This is a genomic window from Pseudomonas sp. LH21, assembly GCF_036549575.1.
GTDB classification, from domain to species: domain Bacteria; phylum Pseudomonadota; class Gammaproteobacteria; order Pseudomonadales; family Pseudomonadaceae; genus Aquipseudomonas; species Aquipseudomonas peradeniyensis.
The window spans coordinates 5,706,883-5,722,849 of record NZ_CP144367.1 but is presented as its reverse complement, the minus strand read 5'-3'; the positions used below and the strand labels follow the sequence as shown (position 1 = coordinate 5,722,849).

At 63.4% G+C, this 15,967-nt stretch carries 13 protein-coding genes; 10 read left to right on the top strand and 3 right to left on the bottom strand.

The window, feature by feature from the left end; translation table 11 throughout:
• The first annotated feature begins 4 nt into the window (after positions 1-4).
• Positions 5-475 carry an Lrp/AsnC family transcriptional regulator gene (locus VUG52_RS26035; protein ID WP_050707492.1) on the top strand — a complete coding sequence of 157 codons (471 nt, stop codon included), beginning with the start codon at positions 5-7 and terminating at the stop codon, positions 473-475.
• A gap of 57 nt (positions 476-532) precedes the next feature.
• On the opposite strand, the gene VUG52_RS26030 is transcribed toward VUG52_RS26035, so the two are convergent.
• Complete coding sequence (locus VUG52_RS26030; protein WP_050707435.1) at positions 533-1,912, bottom strand: CYTH domain-containing protein; 1,380 nt, start codon at positions 1,910-1,912, stop codon at positions 533-535.
• Between the two features lie 134 nt (positions 1,913-2,046).
• On the opposite strand from VUG52_RS26030, the gene argE reads away from it, so the two are divergent.
• A complete protein-coding gene (argE, locus tag VUG52_RS26025) occupies positions 2,047-3,192 on the top strand; it encodes an acetylornithine deacetylase (RefSeq protein WP_331832260.1) in 1,146 nt (381 codons plus the stop codon).
• 109 nt (positions 3,193-3,301) lie between these two features.
• A complete protein-coding gene (argA, locus tag VUG52_RS26020; protein ID WP_262950754.1) occupies positions 3,302-4,600 on the top strand; it encodes an amino-acid N-acetyltransferase in 1,299 nt (432 codons plus the stop codon).
• A 193-nt stretch (positions 4,601-4,793) separates the two neighbouring features.
• Here the strand turns inward: argA and VUG52_RS26015 are convergent, their stop codons facing one another.
• Entirely contained in the window at positions 4,794-6,170 is a 1,377-nt protein-coding gene (locus VUG52_RS26015; protein WP_050707432.1) for a glutamine synthetase family protein, read from the bottom strand.
• Positions 6,171-6,837: 667 nt separating this feature from the next.
• Between VUG52_RS26015 and VUG52_RS26010 the strand changes: the two genes are divergently transcribed.
• The 7 genes from VUG52_RS26010 to VUG52_RS25980 all read left to right on the top strand — a co-directional run bounded on the left by VUG52_RS26010 (position 6,838) and on the right by VUG52_RS25980 (position 15,136).
• Positions 6,838-8,196, top strand: coding sequence for a glutamine synthetase family protein (locus tag VUG52_RS26010; protein ID WP_028688542.1), 1,359 nt, complete (start codon positions 6,838-6,840; stop codon positions 8,194-8,196).
• A 48-nt stretch (positions 8,197-8,244) separates the two neighbouring features.
• Positions 8,245-9,606 (top strand): aspartate aminotransferase family protein, encoded by a 1,362-nt coding sequence (locus VUG52_RS26005; protein WP_050707431.1) that lies wholly within the window; start codon positions 8,245-8,247, stop codon positions 9,604-9,606.
• A gap of 169 nt (positions 9,607-9,775) precedes the next feature.
• The gene (locus tag VUG52_RS26000) at positions 9,776-10,873 is read left to right on the top strand and encodes a polyamine ABC transporter substrate-binding protein (protein ID WP_011536274.1); all 1,098 of its coding nucleotides are present in this window, start codon (positions 9,776-9,778) and stop codon (positions 10,871-10,873) included.
• 161 nt (positions 10,874-11,034) lie between these two features.
• Positions 11,035-12,129 carry a polyamine ABC transporter substrate-binding protein gene (locus tag VUG52_RS25995; protein WP_050707430.1) on the top strand — a complete coding sequence of 365 codons (1,095 nt, stop codon included), beginning with the start codon at positions 11,035-11,037 and terminating at the stop codon, positions 12,127-12,129.
• A 57-nt stretch (positions 12,130-12,186) separates the two neighbouring features.
• Positions 12,187-13,329 (top strand): polyamine ABC transporter ATP-binding protein, encoded by a 1,143-nt coding sequence (gene potA / locus VUG52_RS25990; protein ID WP_028688539.1) that lies wholly within the window; start codon positions 12,187-12,189, stop codon positions 13,327-13,329.
• Positions 13,330-13,364: 35 nt separating this feature from the next.
• Complete coding sequence (locus VUG52_RS25985; RefSeq protein ID WP_177330865.1) at positions 13,365-14,246, top strand: ABC transporter permease subunit; 882 nt, start codon at positions 13,365-13,367, stop codon at positions 14,244-14,246.
• Positions 14,243-15,136, top strand: coding sequence for an ABC transporter permease subunit (locus VUG52_RS25980; RefSeq protein ID WP_050707428.1), 894 nt, complete (start codon positions 14,243-14,245; stop codon positions 15,134-15,136). The genes VUG52_RS25985 and VUG52_RS25980 overlap by 4 nt, the downstream gene beginning before the upstream one ends.
• A gap of 94 nt (positions 15,137-15,230) precedes the next feature.
• On the opposite strand, the gene VUG52_RS25975 is transcribed toward VUG52_RS25980, so the two are convergent.
• A complete protein-coding gene (locus VUG52_RS25975; protein ID WP_050707427.1) occupies positions 15,231-15,686 on the bottom strand; it encodes an REP-associated tyrosine transposase in 456 nt (151 codons plus the stop codon).
• Positions 15,687-15,967 lie beyond the last annotated feature (281 nt).

Sequence of the window (15,967 nt, the reverse complement as noted above, 5' to 3'; positions counted from 1 at the left end):
GATGATGCATGGCGAACTGGATGCCTATGATCGGCGGATCCTCGAACTGCTGCAGGAGGACGCGTCACTGTCCAGCGCGCAGATCGCCGAGCGTGTGGGCCTGTCGCAGTCGCCGTGCTGGCGGCGCATCCAGCGCTTGAAGGAGGAGGGCGTGATCCGTGGGCAGGTGACCCTGCTGGATCGCAAGAAGGTGGGGCTGAACACGCAGATCTTTGCCGAAGTGAAGCTCAACGCCCACGGGCGGTCGAACTTCGCCGAGTTCACCGAGGCCATCCGCGGTTTTCCCGAAGTGCTGGAATGCTACGTGCTGATGGGGGCGGTGGACTTCCTGCTGCGCATTGTCACCTCGGATATCGAGGCTTACGAGCGGTTCTTCTTCGAAAAGCTATCGAACGTGCCGGGTATCCAGGAAGTGAATTCGATCGTGGCGTTGTCGGAGATCAAGTCGACCACCAGCTTGCCGTTGAGACCCTGAAGCGTCGATCGCGGGGCAAGCCCACTCCCGCGCAGTGCAGGAGCGGGCAGTACAGACTCAGGCCTTGAGCAGGTGCTTCCAGGCGCGGTTCTGCTCGATGGCGCGGGCCTGCTCGATGCGGGCTTCGAGCAGTTCTTCCTTGCCTTCTTCGACCAGCGGCTGCTCGGCCAGCTCGTGCAGCTTGTTCAGCTCGCCGTAGAGGCGGTCCTGCTGTGGCAGGTCCAGTACCTGGCGGGCGTGGTGCAGCCAGGTCTGCACGCATTCGATGCGTGGCAGCTGCTCGGCCAGGTCTTCCGGGCGCTGCACGTACAGCGGCAGCTTCAGGGCGCGGGACTCCTCGCCCAGCAGGTGCTGCAGCCAGCTGGCCAGCTGCGCCTTGCCCTGGCGCTCGCCACGGCCCTTGCGCTCGGCGGTCCAGGCGCGGGCGCTCAGCCAGCGCGCGGTCTCCAGGGAGAACTGGCCCCAACGCGGGTCTTCCAGCTCTTCGGCGAACTGCTCGGGGGCGGCGCGGCGAATGTCCTCGTCATCGTTGCCGGCCAGCACCAGCGGGCGCCAGTCTTCCAGCAGCGCGTCGAGGCTGGCGCGCAGGGCGCGAGTGGTTGGGCGCGGCGCGGCCTGGCCAAGGCTGGCGGTGAGGGCGCGCAGTTCGGCCAGGCAGCGAACCCAGTCCTGCAGCAGGCGCCAGTGGCCATTGTGGCGATACTGCTCGGCCAGGCGCTGGCTGCTGCCCAGCAGTTGCCAGGCGAGGGCGGCATAGGCGTCGTCCAGCGGCATCTCGGCCTGCAGTTCGGTCACCGGCAGGCCCAGCTCGTAGCTGTCCGGATCGAGCAGGCGGTAGCCGCGCTCGGCCTTGCTGATGTCGCAGGGCATCAGCGGCAGGCTGGCGGCCAACTCGGCGGCCAGCTCCAGCAGCGCCTCAGGGGTGCCTTCACGCAGTTCCAGCTCCAGCTCGCAGATTTCTTCCTTGCGCTTGCCTGCGATCACGAAACCTTGGTCCAGCGCGGCCTCGATCACTACCTTCGCCTTGCCGCGGCCCCAAGCGATCTCGGCGTACTCGCGGGTGAAGTCGGTGGTGAACAGCGGCTTGATGGTCTTCTTGTCCAGCTCGGCCAGTTGCTCGGGCCAGCAGGTGGCGTCGAGCTTCTTCAGGTCGAGCTTGACCTTGTCCAGGTGCCACTCGTGCTCGTTGCGCTCGGACAGCCCGGCGACGCTCTGGCCACGGCACTTGAGGGTCTGGATGATGACCTCGCCATCGCGGCGCAGGCGCAGGGCGACGCGGGCGGCGGACAGGTCGCGCTCCGGGGTGTCGAAGTACTGGTTGAGCAGTTCGCGGGTCTGCCAGCCAGACTTGTTGCGCTTCTTCAGCAGGGGGTGCTCGCGCAGCGCGGCAAGGGTCTCGCGGCTGGCGCGGAGTTTGAGTTCGGTTTCTTTGTGCATCGCGGGCTCGGGAAGGGGCGTCGTAGGCGTGCAGTCTACCGTAGTTACGGCCTGAATCCTTGTTCGTGGGAGCGGGCTTGCCCCGCGATGCTTTCGCGTTGCTATGATGGGCCACGCTTCCGAGGAGTCCGCGCATGCCGTTGCCGTCGCTGAAAGACCAGTTCGCCGCCCTGATCGCCGCGCCCTCGGTCAGTTGCACCCAGCCTGCGCTGGACCAGTCCAACCGCGCGGTCATCGACCTGCTGGCCGGCTGGCTGGGCGACCTGGGGTTCACCTGCGAGATCCAGCAGGTCAGCCCCGGCAAGTTCAACCTTCTCGCCAGCCGCGGCACCGGCCCGGGCGGCCTGGTGCTGGCCGGGCACAGCGATACCGTGCCCTACGACCCGCAACTGTGGAGCAGCGATCCGCTCAAGCTGACCGAGGTTGATGGCCGCTGGGTCGGGCTGGGTAGCTGCGACATGAAGGGCTTCTTCGCCCTGGTCATCGATGCGGTCATCCCGCTGCTCGAGCACGATTTCAAGCAACCGCTGCTGATCCTCGCCACCTGCGACGAGGAAAGCTCGATGTCCGGCGCCCGCGCCCTGGCCGAGGCCGGCCAGCCGCTCGGACGGGCGGCGGTGATCGGCGAACCCACCGGGCTCAAGCCGATCAGGATGCACAAGGGCATCCTCATGGACCGCATCGATATCCTCGGGCGCAGTGGCCATTCGTCGGATCCGAGCCTGGGCCGCAGTGCCATGGAAGCCATGCACGCGGTGATGGGCGAGCTCATGGGCCTGCGTCGCACCTGGCAGGAGCAGTACCGCAACCCGCAGTTCACGGTGCCGACGCCAACCCTGAACTTCGGCTGCATCCATGGCGGCGACAACCCCAACCGCATCTGTGGCCAGTGCACCCTGGAATTCGACCTGCGCCCGCTGCCGGGCATGGATGTAGAGCAGCTGCGCGCGGCGATCCGCGGCAGGATCGCGCCACTGGCCGAGCGCCACGACGTGCGTATCGACTATGCGCCGCTGTTCCCCGAAGTGCCGCCGTTCGAGCAGAACGCCGACAGCGAACTGGTGCACCTGGCCGAACGCCTGACCGGCCACCGCGCCGAAGCGGTGGCCTTCGGCACCGAAGCGCCTTATCTTCAGCAGCTCGGTTGCCAGACCATCGTGCTCGGCCCGGGGGACATCGCCTGTGCCCACCAGCCCGGCGAATACCTTGAAATGTCACGAATCGAGCCTACCGTGCGTCTATTGCGTGACCTGATCCGGCACTATTGCCTGAGCCATTGATCTTTCCCTGAGCAGAGGAGACCGCGTGTGACCGCAAGCCTGTTCCGACGATGACTTTCGAACGTTGTGCGCTTTTTCGTTCTCCGTTCACTTATCCACAGGCCCTGTCATGCCCGATTACGTCAACTGGCTGCGTCATGCGTCTCCCTACATCAACGCCCACCGCGACTGCACCTTCGTGGTCATGCTCCCCGGTGACGGCGTCGAACACCCGAACTTCGGCAACATCGTCCACGACCTGGTGCTGCTGCACAGCCTTGGCGTGCGCCTGGTGCTGGTCCATGGCTCGCGCCCGCAGATCGAAAGCCGCCTGGCCGCGCGCGGCCTGACCCCGCACTACCATCACGGCATGCGCATTACCGACGCGGCGACGCTCGATTGCGTGATCGATGCGGTCGGCGCCCTGCGCCTGGCCATCGAGGCGCGCCTGTCGATGGACATGGCGGCCTCGCCGATGCAGGGCTCGCGCCTGCGGGTGGCCTCCGGCAACCTGGTCACCGCACGGCCGATCGGCGTGCTCGAAGGGGTCGACTACCACCACACCGGCGAGGTGCGCCGGGTCGACCGCAAGGGCATCAACCGCCTGCTCGACGAGCGCTCCATCGTGCTGCTGTCGCCGCTGGGCTATTCGCCGACCGGCGAGATTTTCAACCTCGCCTGCGAGGACGTGGCCACCCGCGCCGCCATCGAGCTGGGCGCCGACAAGCTGCTGCTGTTCGGCGCCGAACCGGGACTGCTGGACGAGCGTGGCCAGCTGGTGCGCGAGCTGCGGCCGCAGCAGATCGCCCCGCACCTGCAGCGCCTGGGCAGCGACTACCAGGCCGAGCTGCTGGACGCCGCCGCCGAGGCCTGCAAGGGCGGCGTGGCGCGCAGCCATATCGTCAGCTATGCCGAGGACGGTGCGCTGCTGACCGAGCTGTTCACCCGTGGCGGTGGCGGTACGTTGGTGTCCCAGGAGCAGTTCGAAGTGGTGCGCGAGGCGACCATCGAGGATGTGGGCGGCCTGCTGGAGCTGATCAGCCCGCTGGAAGAGCAGGGCATCCTGGTGCGCCGTTCGCGCGAGGTGCTGGAGCGGGAGATCGAGCAGTTCAGCGTGGTCGAGCGCGAGGGCATGATCATCGCCTGCGCGGCGCTGTACCCGATTGCCGACTCCGAGGCCGGGGAGCTGGCGTGCCTGGCAGTGAACCCGGAGTACCGGCATGGCGGGCGTGGCGACGAACTGCTCGAGCGCATCGAGGAGCGGGCGCGCAAGCTGGGGCTCAATACCCTGTTCGTGCTGACGACCCGGACCGCGCACTGGTTCCGAGAGCGAGGCTTCGCGCCCAGTGGCGTGGAACGGCTGCCGGCGGCGCGGGCTTCGCTGTACAACTACCAGCGCAATTCGAAGATCTTCGAGAAGCCGCTCTGACAGTAAATACGGCCCTTGTAGGAGCGGCCTTGTGCCGCGAAAGGGCCGCGCAGCGGCCCCGGCAATTTCAGAATTGATGCACAAATCTTGGGGGCGCTTCGCACCCCTTTCGCGGCACAAGGCCGCTCCTACACATGGATGGGTGTATCTGCGGGCCAAACAAAAACGCCGCCCTTGTGGGCGGCGTTTTCGTTTACACGGTATGCAGGTACCAGTTGTACTCGAGGTCGGAGATCGAATGCTCGAACTCCTCCAGCTCGCTCTCCTTGCACGCGACGAAGATGTCGATGTACTTCGGATCGATGTACTTGTTGAGGATCTCGCTGTCGTCCAGCTCGCGCAGGGCATCGCGCAGGTTGTTCGGCAGGCTCTGCTCCAACTGCTCGTACGAGTTGCCTTCGATCGGCTCGCCCGGTTCGATCTTGTTGGTCAGACCGTGGTGCACGCCGGCCAGCACGGCGGCCATCATCAGGTACGGGTTGGCGTCGGCGCCGGCCACCCGGTGCTCGATGCGCACGGCGTCCGCCGAACCGGTCGGCACGCGCAGGGCCACGGTGCGGTTGTCCAGGCCCCAGCTCGGTGCGTTCGGCACGTAGAACTGCGCGCCGAAACGGCGGTACGAGTTGACGTTCGGGCAGAGGAACGCCATCGAAGCGGGCAGGGTCTCGAGCACACCGCCGACAGCGTGACGTAGCGCGGCGTTCTGCTCGGGATCCTCGCTGGTGAAGATGTTGTTGCCATCCTTGTCCAGCACGGAGATGTGTACATGCAGGCCGTTGCCTGCCTGGCCCGGGTAGGGCTTGGCCATGAACGTGGTGTCCATTTCATGGTCGTAGGCGATGTTCTTGATCAGGCGCTTGAGCAGCACCGCGTAGTCACAGGCCTTGAGCGGGTCGGCGACGTGGTGCAGGTTGACTTCGAACTGCGCCGGGGCGCTTTCCTTGACGATGGCGTCGGCCGGGATGCCTTGCTCCTTCGCGCCTTCGAGGATGTCCTGCAGGCAGTCGGCGTATTCGTCGAGGTCGTCGATCAGGTAGACCTGGGTCGACTGCGGGCGCTTGCCCGAGATCGGCGAGCGCGGCGGCTGCGGACGGCCGTTCACGTTCTCCTGGTCGATCAGGTAGAACTCCAGCTCGAACGCGGCGCAGATGGTCAGGCCCATCTCGGTGAACTTGCTCACCACCTGGCGCAGCACTTCGCGCGGGTCGGCGAAGAAGGGCTCGCCTTCGAGTTCGTGCATGGTCATCAGCAGCTGCGCGGTCGGGCGCTTCTGCCAGGGTTCGTTGGAGAGGGTGCCGGGGATGGGGTAGCAGATACGGTCGGCATCGCCGATGTCCAGGCCAAGGCCGGTGCTTTCGACGGTCGAACCGTTGATATCCAGGGCGAAGAGGGAGGCAGGCAGGTTGATGCCTTTCTCGTAAACCTTGTGGAGGCTGGTGCGCTCGATGCGCTTGCCACGCACCACACCATTCATATCTGCAATCAGAAGGTCAACGTAGAGAACCTCAGGATGTTCCTTAAGGAACGCGTTCGCTTCGTTAAGCTGAACGGCACGCGGGGGTACCGACATGATGCAACACCTTTGTTGTTAAAAATATCAATCAAGGGGGGCTTGCAACCCCAGTCAATCGGAAAGACCAGGTGAAGTCAAGCCAAGCCCATGATGCCCTTAAATGGCACATCTACGGCAGATTTGCTGCATATCGGGGCGTGCCATTATCCGCTATTTTCGCCCTGAAGGGTTATCCCGAGCAGGGCGTGTTTTATTTTTTACGGAGAGGTTGTGTAAAAAAATGAACGAGGATAAGCTCGGTCACAACCCAGAACACAATAATACGAGGGTCACATGGTCCGCTTGCCGAGACCTGTCAGCGCCGCATGCACGGTGCGTTCAGGTACATCTCCCGGTTGCCGTCCGGTCATCGCACGCCTGCATCGAAGGGGCGCCGCGCTGGCCGCAATAATTGACGGTTCGCGTAAAAAAGCCATACCTCGTAACGCTTTACCGCAACACCTCCTTTCTTTCTGCCCTTCGCTTTCTGTCCGGACGCGCCGTCATGGCGTGCCGCCACTGTCGTCCTGCGCGAGGGTTTTTGCTTTAGCCATGCACAGCATCCAGAATCAAGGCGCGGGCCTTTCCAGGCCCCTCGGCGCCCTGCGCGCCGACTTTGCCCGACGCCTGGCGTCAGTGGCCGCCGGTTGCCTTCAACCGCGCCACATTACCTCCTGAGGTATTTATGAGTCACAACCTCGACCAGCTCACCGATTGGTTGAAAGAGCACAAGATCACCGAAGTGGAATGCCTGATCAGCGACCTGACCGGCATCACCCGCGGCAAGATCTCGCCCACCAACAAATTCATCGCCGAGAAAGGCATGCGCCTGCCCGAAAGCGTGCTGCTGCAGACCGTGACCGGCGACTACGTCGACGATGACATCTATTACGAACTGCTCGACCCGGCCGACATCGACATGATCTGCCGCCCCGACGAGAACGCGGTGTTTCTCGTGCCATGGGCCATCGAACCGACCGCCCAGGTGATCCACGACACCTACGACAAGAAGGGCAACCCGGTCGAGCTGTCGCCGCGCAACGTGCTGAAGAAGGTCCTGAAACTCTACGCCGACAAGGGCTGGCAGCCGATCGTCGCGCCCGAGATGGAGTTCTACCTCACCAAGCGTAGCGAAGACCCGGACTTTCCGCTGCAGCCGCCGGTAGGCCGTTCCGGCCGTCCGGAAACCGGGCGGCAGTCGTTCTCCATCGAGGCGGCCAACGAATTCGACCCATTGTTCGAGGATGTCTACGACTGGTGCGAACTGCAGCAGCTGGACCTCGACACGCTGATCCACGAGGACGGCACCGCGCAGATGGAAATCAACTTCCGTCACGGCGATGCCCTGCACCTGGCCGACCAGATCCTGGTGTTCAAGCGCACCATGCGCGAGGCCGCGCTCAAGCACAACGTGGCCGCCACCTTCATGGCCAAGCCCATGACCGGCGAGCCGGGCAGCGCGATGCACCTGCACCAGAGCGTGGTCGACGTGGCCACCGGCAAGAACATCTTCTCCAACGCCGACGGCAGCATGAGCGAGCTGTTCCTGCACCATATCGGCGGTCTGCAGAAGTTCATCCCCGAGGCGCTGCCGTTGTTCGCCCCCAACGTCAACTCGTTCCGCCGCTTCCTGCCCGACACCTCGGCGCCGGTGAACGTCGAGTGGGGTGAAGAGAACCGTACCGTGGGCCTGCGCGTGCCGGATGCCGGCCCGCAGAACCGTCGCGTCGAGAACCGCCTGCCGGGCGCCGACGCCAACCCCTACCTGGCCATCGCCGCGAGCCTGCTGTGCGGCTATATCGGCATGGTCGAAGGCATCGAGGCCAGCGCGCCGGTGCAGGGCCGAGGCTACGAGCGGCGCAACCTGCGCCTGCCGCTGACCATCGAGGACGCCCTGGAGCGCATGGAGAACAGCCGCGCGCTGGTGCAGTACCTGGGCAAGAAATTCATCACCGGCTACGTCGCCACCAAGCGCGCCGAGCATGAGAACTTCAAGCGCGTCATCAGCTCCTGGGAGCGTGAGTTCCTGCTGTTTGCTGTGTGATCAACCCTGAGGCCGCCTGCGGGCGGCCACCGGAAAATGGAGAGGCACATGAGCGTCAACAACCCGCAAACCCGTGAATGGCAAACCCTGAGCGGCGAGCACCACCTTGCACCTTTCAGCGACTACAAGCAGCTGAAGGAGAAGGGGCCGCGCATCATCACCAAGGCGCAGGGCGTGCATTTGTGGGACAGCGAGGGGCACAAGATCCTCGACGGCATGGCCGGCCTGTGGTGCGTGGCGGTCGGCTATGGCCGCGAAGAGCTGGTGCAGGCGGCAGAAAAGCAGATGCGCGAACTGCCGTACTACAACCTGTTCTTCCAGACCGCCCACCCGCCGGCGCTGGAGCTGGCCAAGGCGATCACCGACGTGGCGCCCGAGGGCATGACCCATGTGTTCTTCACCGGCTCCGGTTCCGAAGGCAACGACACCGTGCTGCGCATGGTCCGCCATTACTGGGCGCTCAAGGGCAAGCCGCACAAGCAGACCATCATCGGCCGCATCAACGGCTACCACGGCTCCACCTTTGCGGGTGCGTGCCTGGGCGGCATGAGCGGCATGCACGAGCAGGGCGGCCTGCCGATTCCGGGCATCGTGCATATCCCTCAGCCGTACTGGTTCGGCGAGGGTGGCGACATGACCCCGGACGAATTCGGCGTGTGGGCGGCCGAGCAGCTGGAGAAGAAGATTCTCGAAGTCGGCGAGGACAACGTCGCCGCTTTCATCGCCGAGCCGATCCAGGGCGCGGGCGGGGTGATCATCCCGCCAGAGACCTACTGGCCGAAGGTCAAGGAGATCCTCGCCAAGTACGACATCCTGTTCGTCGCCGACGAAGTGATCTGCGGTTTTGGCCGCACCGGCGAGTGGTTCGGCTCCGACTACTACGACCTTGCGCCTGACCTGATGACCATCGCCAAGGGCCTGACCTCCGGTTACATCCCCATGGGCGGTGTGATCGTGCGTGACACAGTGGCCAAGGTGATCAGCGAAGGTGGTGACTTCAACCACGGCTTCACCTACTCCGGCCATCCGGTGGCGGCGGCGGTGGGCCTGGAAAACCTGCGCATCCTGCGCGACGAGAAGATTGTCGAGCGTGCCCGCAACGAAACGGCACCGTATTTGCAAAAACGACTGCGTGAGCTGCAGGACCACCCGCTGGTGGGCGAGGTACGCGGCCTGGGCCTGCTCGGCGCGATCGAGCTGGTCAAGGACAAGGCCACCCGTAGCCGCTACGAGGGCAAGGGCGTCGGCATGATCTGCCGCACCCACTGCTTCGAGAACGGCCTGGTGATGCGCGCGGTGGGCGACACCATGATCATCGCGCCGCCGCTGGTGATCAGCCGCGAAGAGATCGACGAACTGGTGGAAAAGGCGCGCAAGTGCCTGGACCTGACCTACGAAGCGGTCAAATGACAGTCTGCTAGGCTGGCGAGGTGACATTAATGTCGTTGCAAGGCCCTGCTTTGGTTGAAACAGCGCCTTGTAACTTGCCAGACTAACGGCTGTTTAGTCGCCCAACGCGCGTCCCGTGGTACCTGGCTGCTGAACAGATGGCTTGATAATAAATTCTGGAGCATTACGCATGAAGAAATTGGGCAAGACGCTGCTGGCCGCCGCCCTGATGGGTGCCATGGCCACCGCTGTTCAGGCTGACGACAAGGTGCTGCACGTCTACAACTGGTCGGACTACATCGCCCCGGACACCGTGGCCAACTTCGAGAAGCAGACCGGCATCAAGGTGGTCTACGACGTCTTCGACAGCAACGAGACCCTCGAAGCCAAACTGTTGGCGGGCAAGTCGGGCTACGACATCGTCGTGCCGTCCAACAACTTCCTGGCCAAGCAGATCAAGGCGGGTGTCTACCAGGAACTGGACCGCTCCAAGCTGCCCAACTGGAAGAACCTCGACCCGGCGCTGCTCAAGGCCGTGGGTGATGCCAGCGACCCGGGCAACAAGTTCGCCTTCCCGTACATGTGGGGCTCCATCGGCATCGGCTACAACCCGGAGAAGGTCAAGGCCGCGCTGGGCGTGGACAAGATCGACTCGTGGGATGCCGTGTTCAAGCCCGAGAACATCGCCAAGCTCAAGAGCTGCGGCGTGAGCTTCCTCGATGCCCCGACCGAGATGATCCCGGCCGCGCTGCACTACCTGGGCCTGCCCAGCGACAGCACCAAGAAGGAAGACCTGAAGGCCGCGGAAGACCTGTTCCTGAAGATCCGTCCTTCGATCACCTACTTCCACTCCTCCAAGTACATCTCGGACCTGGCCAACGGCAACATCTGCGTGGCCGTGGGTTACTCGGGTGACCTGGAACAGTCCAAGGCCCGTGCCCATGAAGCCGGCGACAAGGTCAAGCTGAGCTACACCATTCCGAAGGAAGGTGCCGGTACCTTCTACGACATGGTCGCCATTCCGAAGGATGCCGAGAACGTCGAAGCCGCCTACAAGTTCATGGACTTCCTGCTGCAGCCGGAAGTGATGGCGGGCATCACCAACGCCGTGCGCTTCCCGAACGGCAACAAGGCCGCCACCCCGCTGGTGGACAAAGAGATCACCAGCGATCCGGCGATCTATCCGTCCGATGAGGTGAAGGCCAAGCTGTACGCCATCAAGGCACCGGAGAAGACCGCCCAGCGCGAGATCACCCGCAGCTGGACCAAGATCAAGTCGGGCAAGTAAGCCTGATGCAAGGCCCTCTGGGCCGGGGTTTCCCGGCCCGGAGGCAGGTAAAGGCAAATAAGTTTGCGGCATCCACGCCGTGAAGGTAAGTTGCGCGCCGGTTTTGCGTGTGCGGCCGAGTTTTTCCGCCACTTGAGGCACTGATTGTGAGGACCACCCACTTGTCTATTTCTGTATTTCGCAAGGCCTTGATGGCTGGAGCGGGTCTGACGCTGGCTTGCAGCGTCCAAGCGGCGCCCACGGTGCACATCTACAACTGGTCCGACTATGTTGGTCCGAATACCCTTGCCGATTTCCAGAAGGAAACCGGCATCACCCCGAAATACGACGTCTTCGACAGCAACGAGACGCTGGAAGGCAAGCTGCTGGCCGGACGCACCGGTTATGACGTGGTCGTGCCGTCCAACCATTTCCTCGGCAAGCAGATCAAGGCGGGCGCGTTCCAGAAGCTCGACCGTGATTTGCTGCCCAACTACGCGAACCTCGACCCGGCGCTGATGAAGCGTCTGGAGAAGAACGACCCGGGCAACCAGTACGCCGTCCCCTACCTGTGGGGCACCAATGGCATCGGCTACAACGTCGAGAAGGTCAAGGCGGCGCTGGGCACCGACAAGATCGACTCCTGGGCGGTGCTGTTCGAACCCGAGAACATGAAGAAGCTCAGCAAATGCGGCGTGGCCTTCCTCGACTCGGCCGACGAGATGCTCCCGGCGGTGCTCAACTACATGGGCCTGGACCCGAACAGCAGCAACCCCAAGGACTACCAGAAGGCGGAAGAGAAACTGCTGGCCGTGCGCCCGTACGTGACCTACTTCCACTCTTCCAAGTACATCAGCGATCTCGCCAACGGCGATATCTGCGTGGCCGCTGGCTTCTCCGGCGATATTTTCCAGGCCAAGGCCCGCGCTGAAGAAGCGAAGAAGGGCGTGAAGCTGGCCTACGCCATTCCCAAGGAAGGCGGCAACCTCTGGTTCGATGTGCTGGCGATTCCCAAGGACGCCAGCAACGTCAAGGAGGCCCACGCCTTCATCAACTATTTGCTGAAACCTGAGGTGATCGCCCAGGTCAGTGATTACGTCGGTTACGCCAACCCGAACCCCAAGGCTGGCGACCTGATGGACCAGGCCGTGAGGACTGACGCCGCGGTTTACCCACCGCAGGAAGTGCTGGACAAGATGTTCGTCAACGCCGAGTTGCCACCCAAGGTGCAACGTTTGATGACCCGCAGCTGGACCAAGGTCAAGTCGGGCAAGTAACAATCCAGGCCCGCCAGCGCAGCGGCGGGCACATAAATCTTGTTGGGAGTTTCACTCATGGCAGTTGCCTCCGGTGCCTATAAGAAAGCCCTCGAGGGTGGCCAGCAACCCAAGCAGGTGCTGGTCAAGATCGACCGGGTCACGAAAAAATTCGACGAAACGGTAGCCGTGGACGATGTGTCCCTGGAAATCCGCAAGGGCGAGATCTTCGCCCTGCTGGGCGGCTCCGGGTCCGGCAAATCGACCTTGCTGCGCATGCTGGCCGGCTTCGAGCGTCCGACCGAAGGGCGGATCTTCCTCGATGGCGTCGACATCACCGACATGCCGCCCTATGAGCGGCCGATCAACATGATGTTCCAGTCCTACGCGCTGTTCCCGCACATGACCGTGGCGCAGAACATCGCCTTCGGCCTGCAGCAGGACAAGATGCCCAAGGCCGAGATCGACGCCCGCGTGGCCGAGATGCTCAAGCTGGTGCACATGACCCAGTACGCCAAGCGCAAGCCGCACCAGTTGTCCGGTGGCCAGCGCCAGCGGGTGGCCCTGGCCCGTTCGCTGGCCAAGCGTCCCAAGCTGCTGCTGCTCGACGAGCCGATGGGCGCGCTGGACAAGAAACTGCGCTCGCAGATGCAGCTGGAGCTGGTGGAGATCATCGAGCGCGTGGGCGTGACCTGCGTGATGGTGACCCACGACCAGGAAGAGGCCATGACCATGGCCCAGCGCATCGCCATCATGCACCTGGGCTGGATCGCCCAGATCGGCAGCCCGATCGACGTCTATGAAACCCCGACCAGCCGTCTGGTCTGCGAGTTCATCGGCAACGTCAACCTGTTCGAGGGCGAGGTGGTCGACGACGCCGAAGGCCACGCGATCATTGCCAGCCCGGAACTGGAGCGCAAGATCTACGTCGGCCACGGCGTCACCACCTCGGTCGAGGACAAGCACATCACTTACGCCCTGCGTCCGGAGAAGCTGCTGGTCACCACCGAGCAGCCGACCTGCGAGCACAACTGGTCGCGCGGCAAGGTCCACGATATCGCCTACCTCGGCGGCCACTCGGTGTTCTACGTCGAGCTGCCCGGCGGCAAGATCGTCCAGTCGTTCGTCGCCAACGCCGAGCGCCAGGGCACTCGCCCAACCTGGGATGACGAAGTCTACGTGTGGTGGGAAGACGACAGCGGCGTGGTACTGCGCTCATGAAACCACGAAAGCTCAAACGAGCCCTCCAGCGCTTGATCCCCGAAGGGCGGCACATGGTGATCGGCGTGCCGTTCATCTGGCTGTTCCTGTTCTTCATGCTGCCGTTCTTCATCGTCCTGAAGATCAGCTTCGCCGAAGCCGACGTGGCGATCCCGCCGTACACCGAGATCTACACCTATCTCGAAGGCAAGGTGCAGCTGGTGCTGAACCTGGCCAACTACGGCCTGCTCACCGAGGACGAGCTGTATATCGCGGCCTACCTCGGTTCGTTGAAGGTGGCCTTCTTCAGCACTTTGCTGTGCCTGCTGATCGGCTACCCGATGGCCTACGCCATCTCCAAGGCCAAGAAGGAGTCGCAGACCGTCCTGCTGCTGCTGATCATGATGCCGACCTGGACCGCGATCCTGATCCGCGTCTATGCCTGGATGGGCATTCTCAGCAACAACGGGCTGCTCAACAGCTTCCTGCTGTGGCTGGGCCTGATCGACCAGCCGCTGCAGATCCTCAACACCAACCTGGCGGTGTATATCGGCGTGGTCTATTCGTACCTGCCGTTCATGATCCTGCCGTTGTACGCCAACCTGGTGAAGCATGACGAGAGCCTGCTCGAAGCCGCGTCGGACCTGGGTTCGAGCACCTTCAACAGCTTCTGGAAGATCACCGTGCCGCTGTCGAAGAACGGCATCATCGCCGGCTGCATGCTGGTGTTCATCCCGGTGGTGGGCGAGTTCGTGATTCCTGAACTGCTCGGCGGCCCGGAAACCCTGATGATCGGTAAAGTGCTGTGGCAGGAGTTCTTCAACAACCGCGACTGGCCGGTGGCGTCCGCCCTGGCGGTGGTGATGCTGGCGATCCTGATCGTGCCGATCCTGCTGTTCAACCGTAGCCAGGCCAAAGAGATGGAGGGCCGCGCATGAAACGCTTCAGTTTCTCCAAGCTGATGCTGGTGCTCGGCTTGCTGTTCATCTACCTGCCGATGCTGATCCTGGTGATCTACTCGTTCAACGCCTCGAAGCTGGTGACGGTGTGGGGCGGCTGGTCGGTGAAGTGGTACGTCGGCCTGCTCGACAACACCCAGCTGATGGGTTCGGTGATGCGCTCGCTGGAGATCGCCTGCTACACGGCGGTCGCCGCGGTGGCGCTGGGCACCCTGGCGGCCTTCGTGCTGACCCGGGTCACCCGCTTCAAGGGCCGCACCCTGTTCGGTGGCCTGGTCACCGCGCCGCTGGTGATGCCCGAGGTGATCACCGGTCTGTCGCTGCTGCTGCTGTTCGTGGCCATGGCGCAGATGATCGGCTGGCCCCAGGAGCGTGGCATCGTCACCATCTGGATCGCCCACACCACGTTCTGCGCCGCCTATGTGGCGGTGGTGGTGTCGGCGCGCCTGCGCGAGCTGGACCTGTCCATCGAAGAGGCGGCCATGGACCTGGGCGCCAAGCCGTGGAAGGTGTTCTTCCTGATCACCATCCCGATGATCGCGCCGTCGCTGGCGGCGGGCGGCATGATGTCGTTCGCCCTGTCGCTGGATGACCTGGTGCTGGCCAGCTTCGTCTCCGGCCCGGGCTCGACCACCTTGCCGATGGAAGTGTTCTCGGCCGTGCGCCTGGGCGTGAAGCCGGAGATCAACGCCGTGGCCAGCCTGATCCTGCTGTCGGTGTCGCTGGTGACCTTCCTGGTCTGGTACTTCAGCCGCCAGGCCGAAGAGCGTCGCCGTCGGGCGATCCAGCAGGCCATCGAAGAGGGCGCCGCAGCGAACGTCTCGCAGCCGCAGACCCGCCGTCCGGCCCAGGCCACCGCGCAGGCCTGAGCCGACGCATCGCGGGGCAAGCCCGCTCCCACAGGACTTGTGTGCATCTCGGTCCCTGTGGGAGCGGGTTTACCCGCGAATGCCTCCCGCCGCCTCAAAGCCAGACCGCATCCCAATGCGGATAGTCCCTGACGCTAGTGACCAGCCCCGCCCGCAACGGATTGGCAACGATGTACCTGGCGACATGGACCACATTCTCTTCCCGACGTAATGCGTGGTCCTGATATCCGGTCTGCCAGATCGGATGATGCCTGACACCAGCCTTGTGCAGTTCAAGGCTGGAACGCGACTTGAACCTGCGCATCAGTGTTCCGAGCGTTACCGACTTCAACTCGATCAACCAATGCAGATGATCCGGCATCACGACCCAGGCCAGTGATCGGCAGGCTTGTTCCTGATCTGATCGACGCAGTTGCTGAACGACCAGACGCGCATGATGGAAGTCGTGGAACAGAGGCTTGCGTTGGTGAGTGATAGTGGTCAGCAGGTAGAGCCTTTCAGGCTCGGAGAAGCGGCCACGACGCAGCAGATGGGATTGGGCGACAGGCATTCGAGTCACTCCTTGAAAACACATCTCTTCTGAACGGTAGCGGTTGGAATGAAGAGCCTTTGCTGCGGATGGTTTCTGGATATGGCAAGAAGTGGTGCTGGCTTTGATGGCCCTTTCGCGGGTAAACCCGCTCCCACAGGGGCCAAGGTGCACTCGATACCTGTGGGAGCGGGTTCACCCGCGAAGAGGCCCTTCCGGCCACCACGAATTCCAGCCCAGTACCCTTTTCCAATCCCTGATCTACGCTAACAGTCGCATCCCACGAATCATCTGCGCGCAAG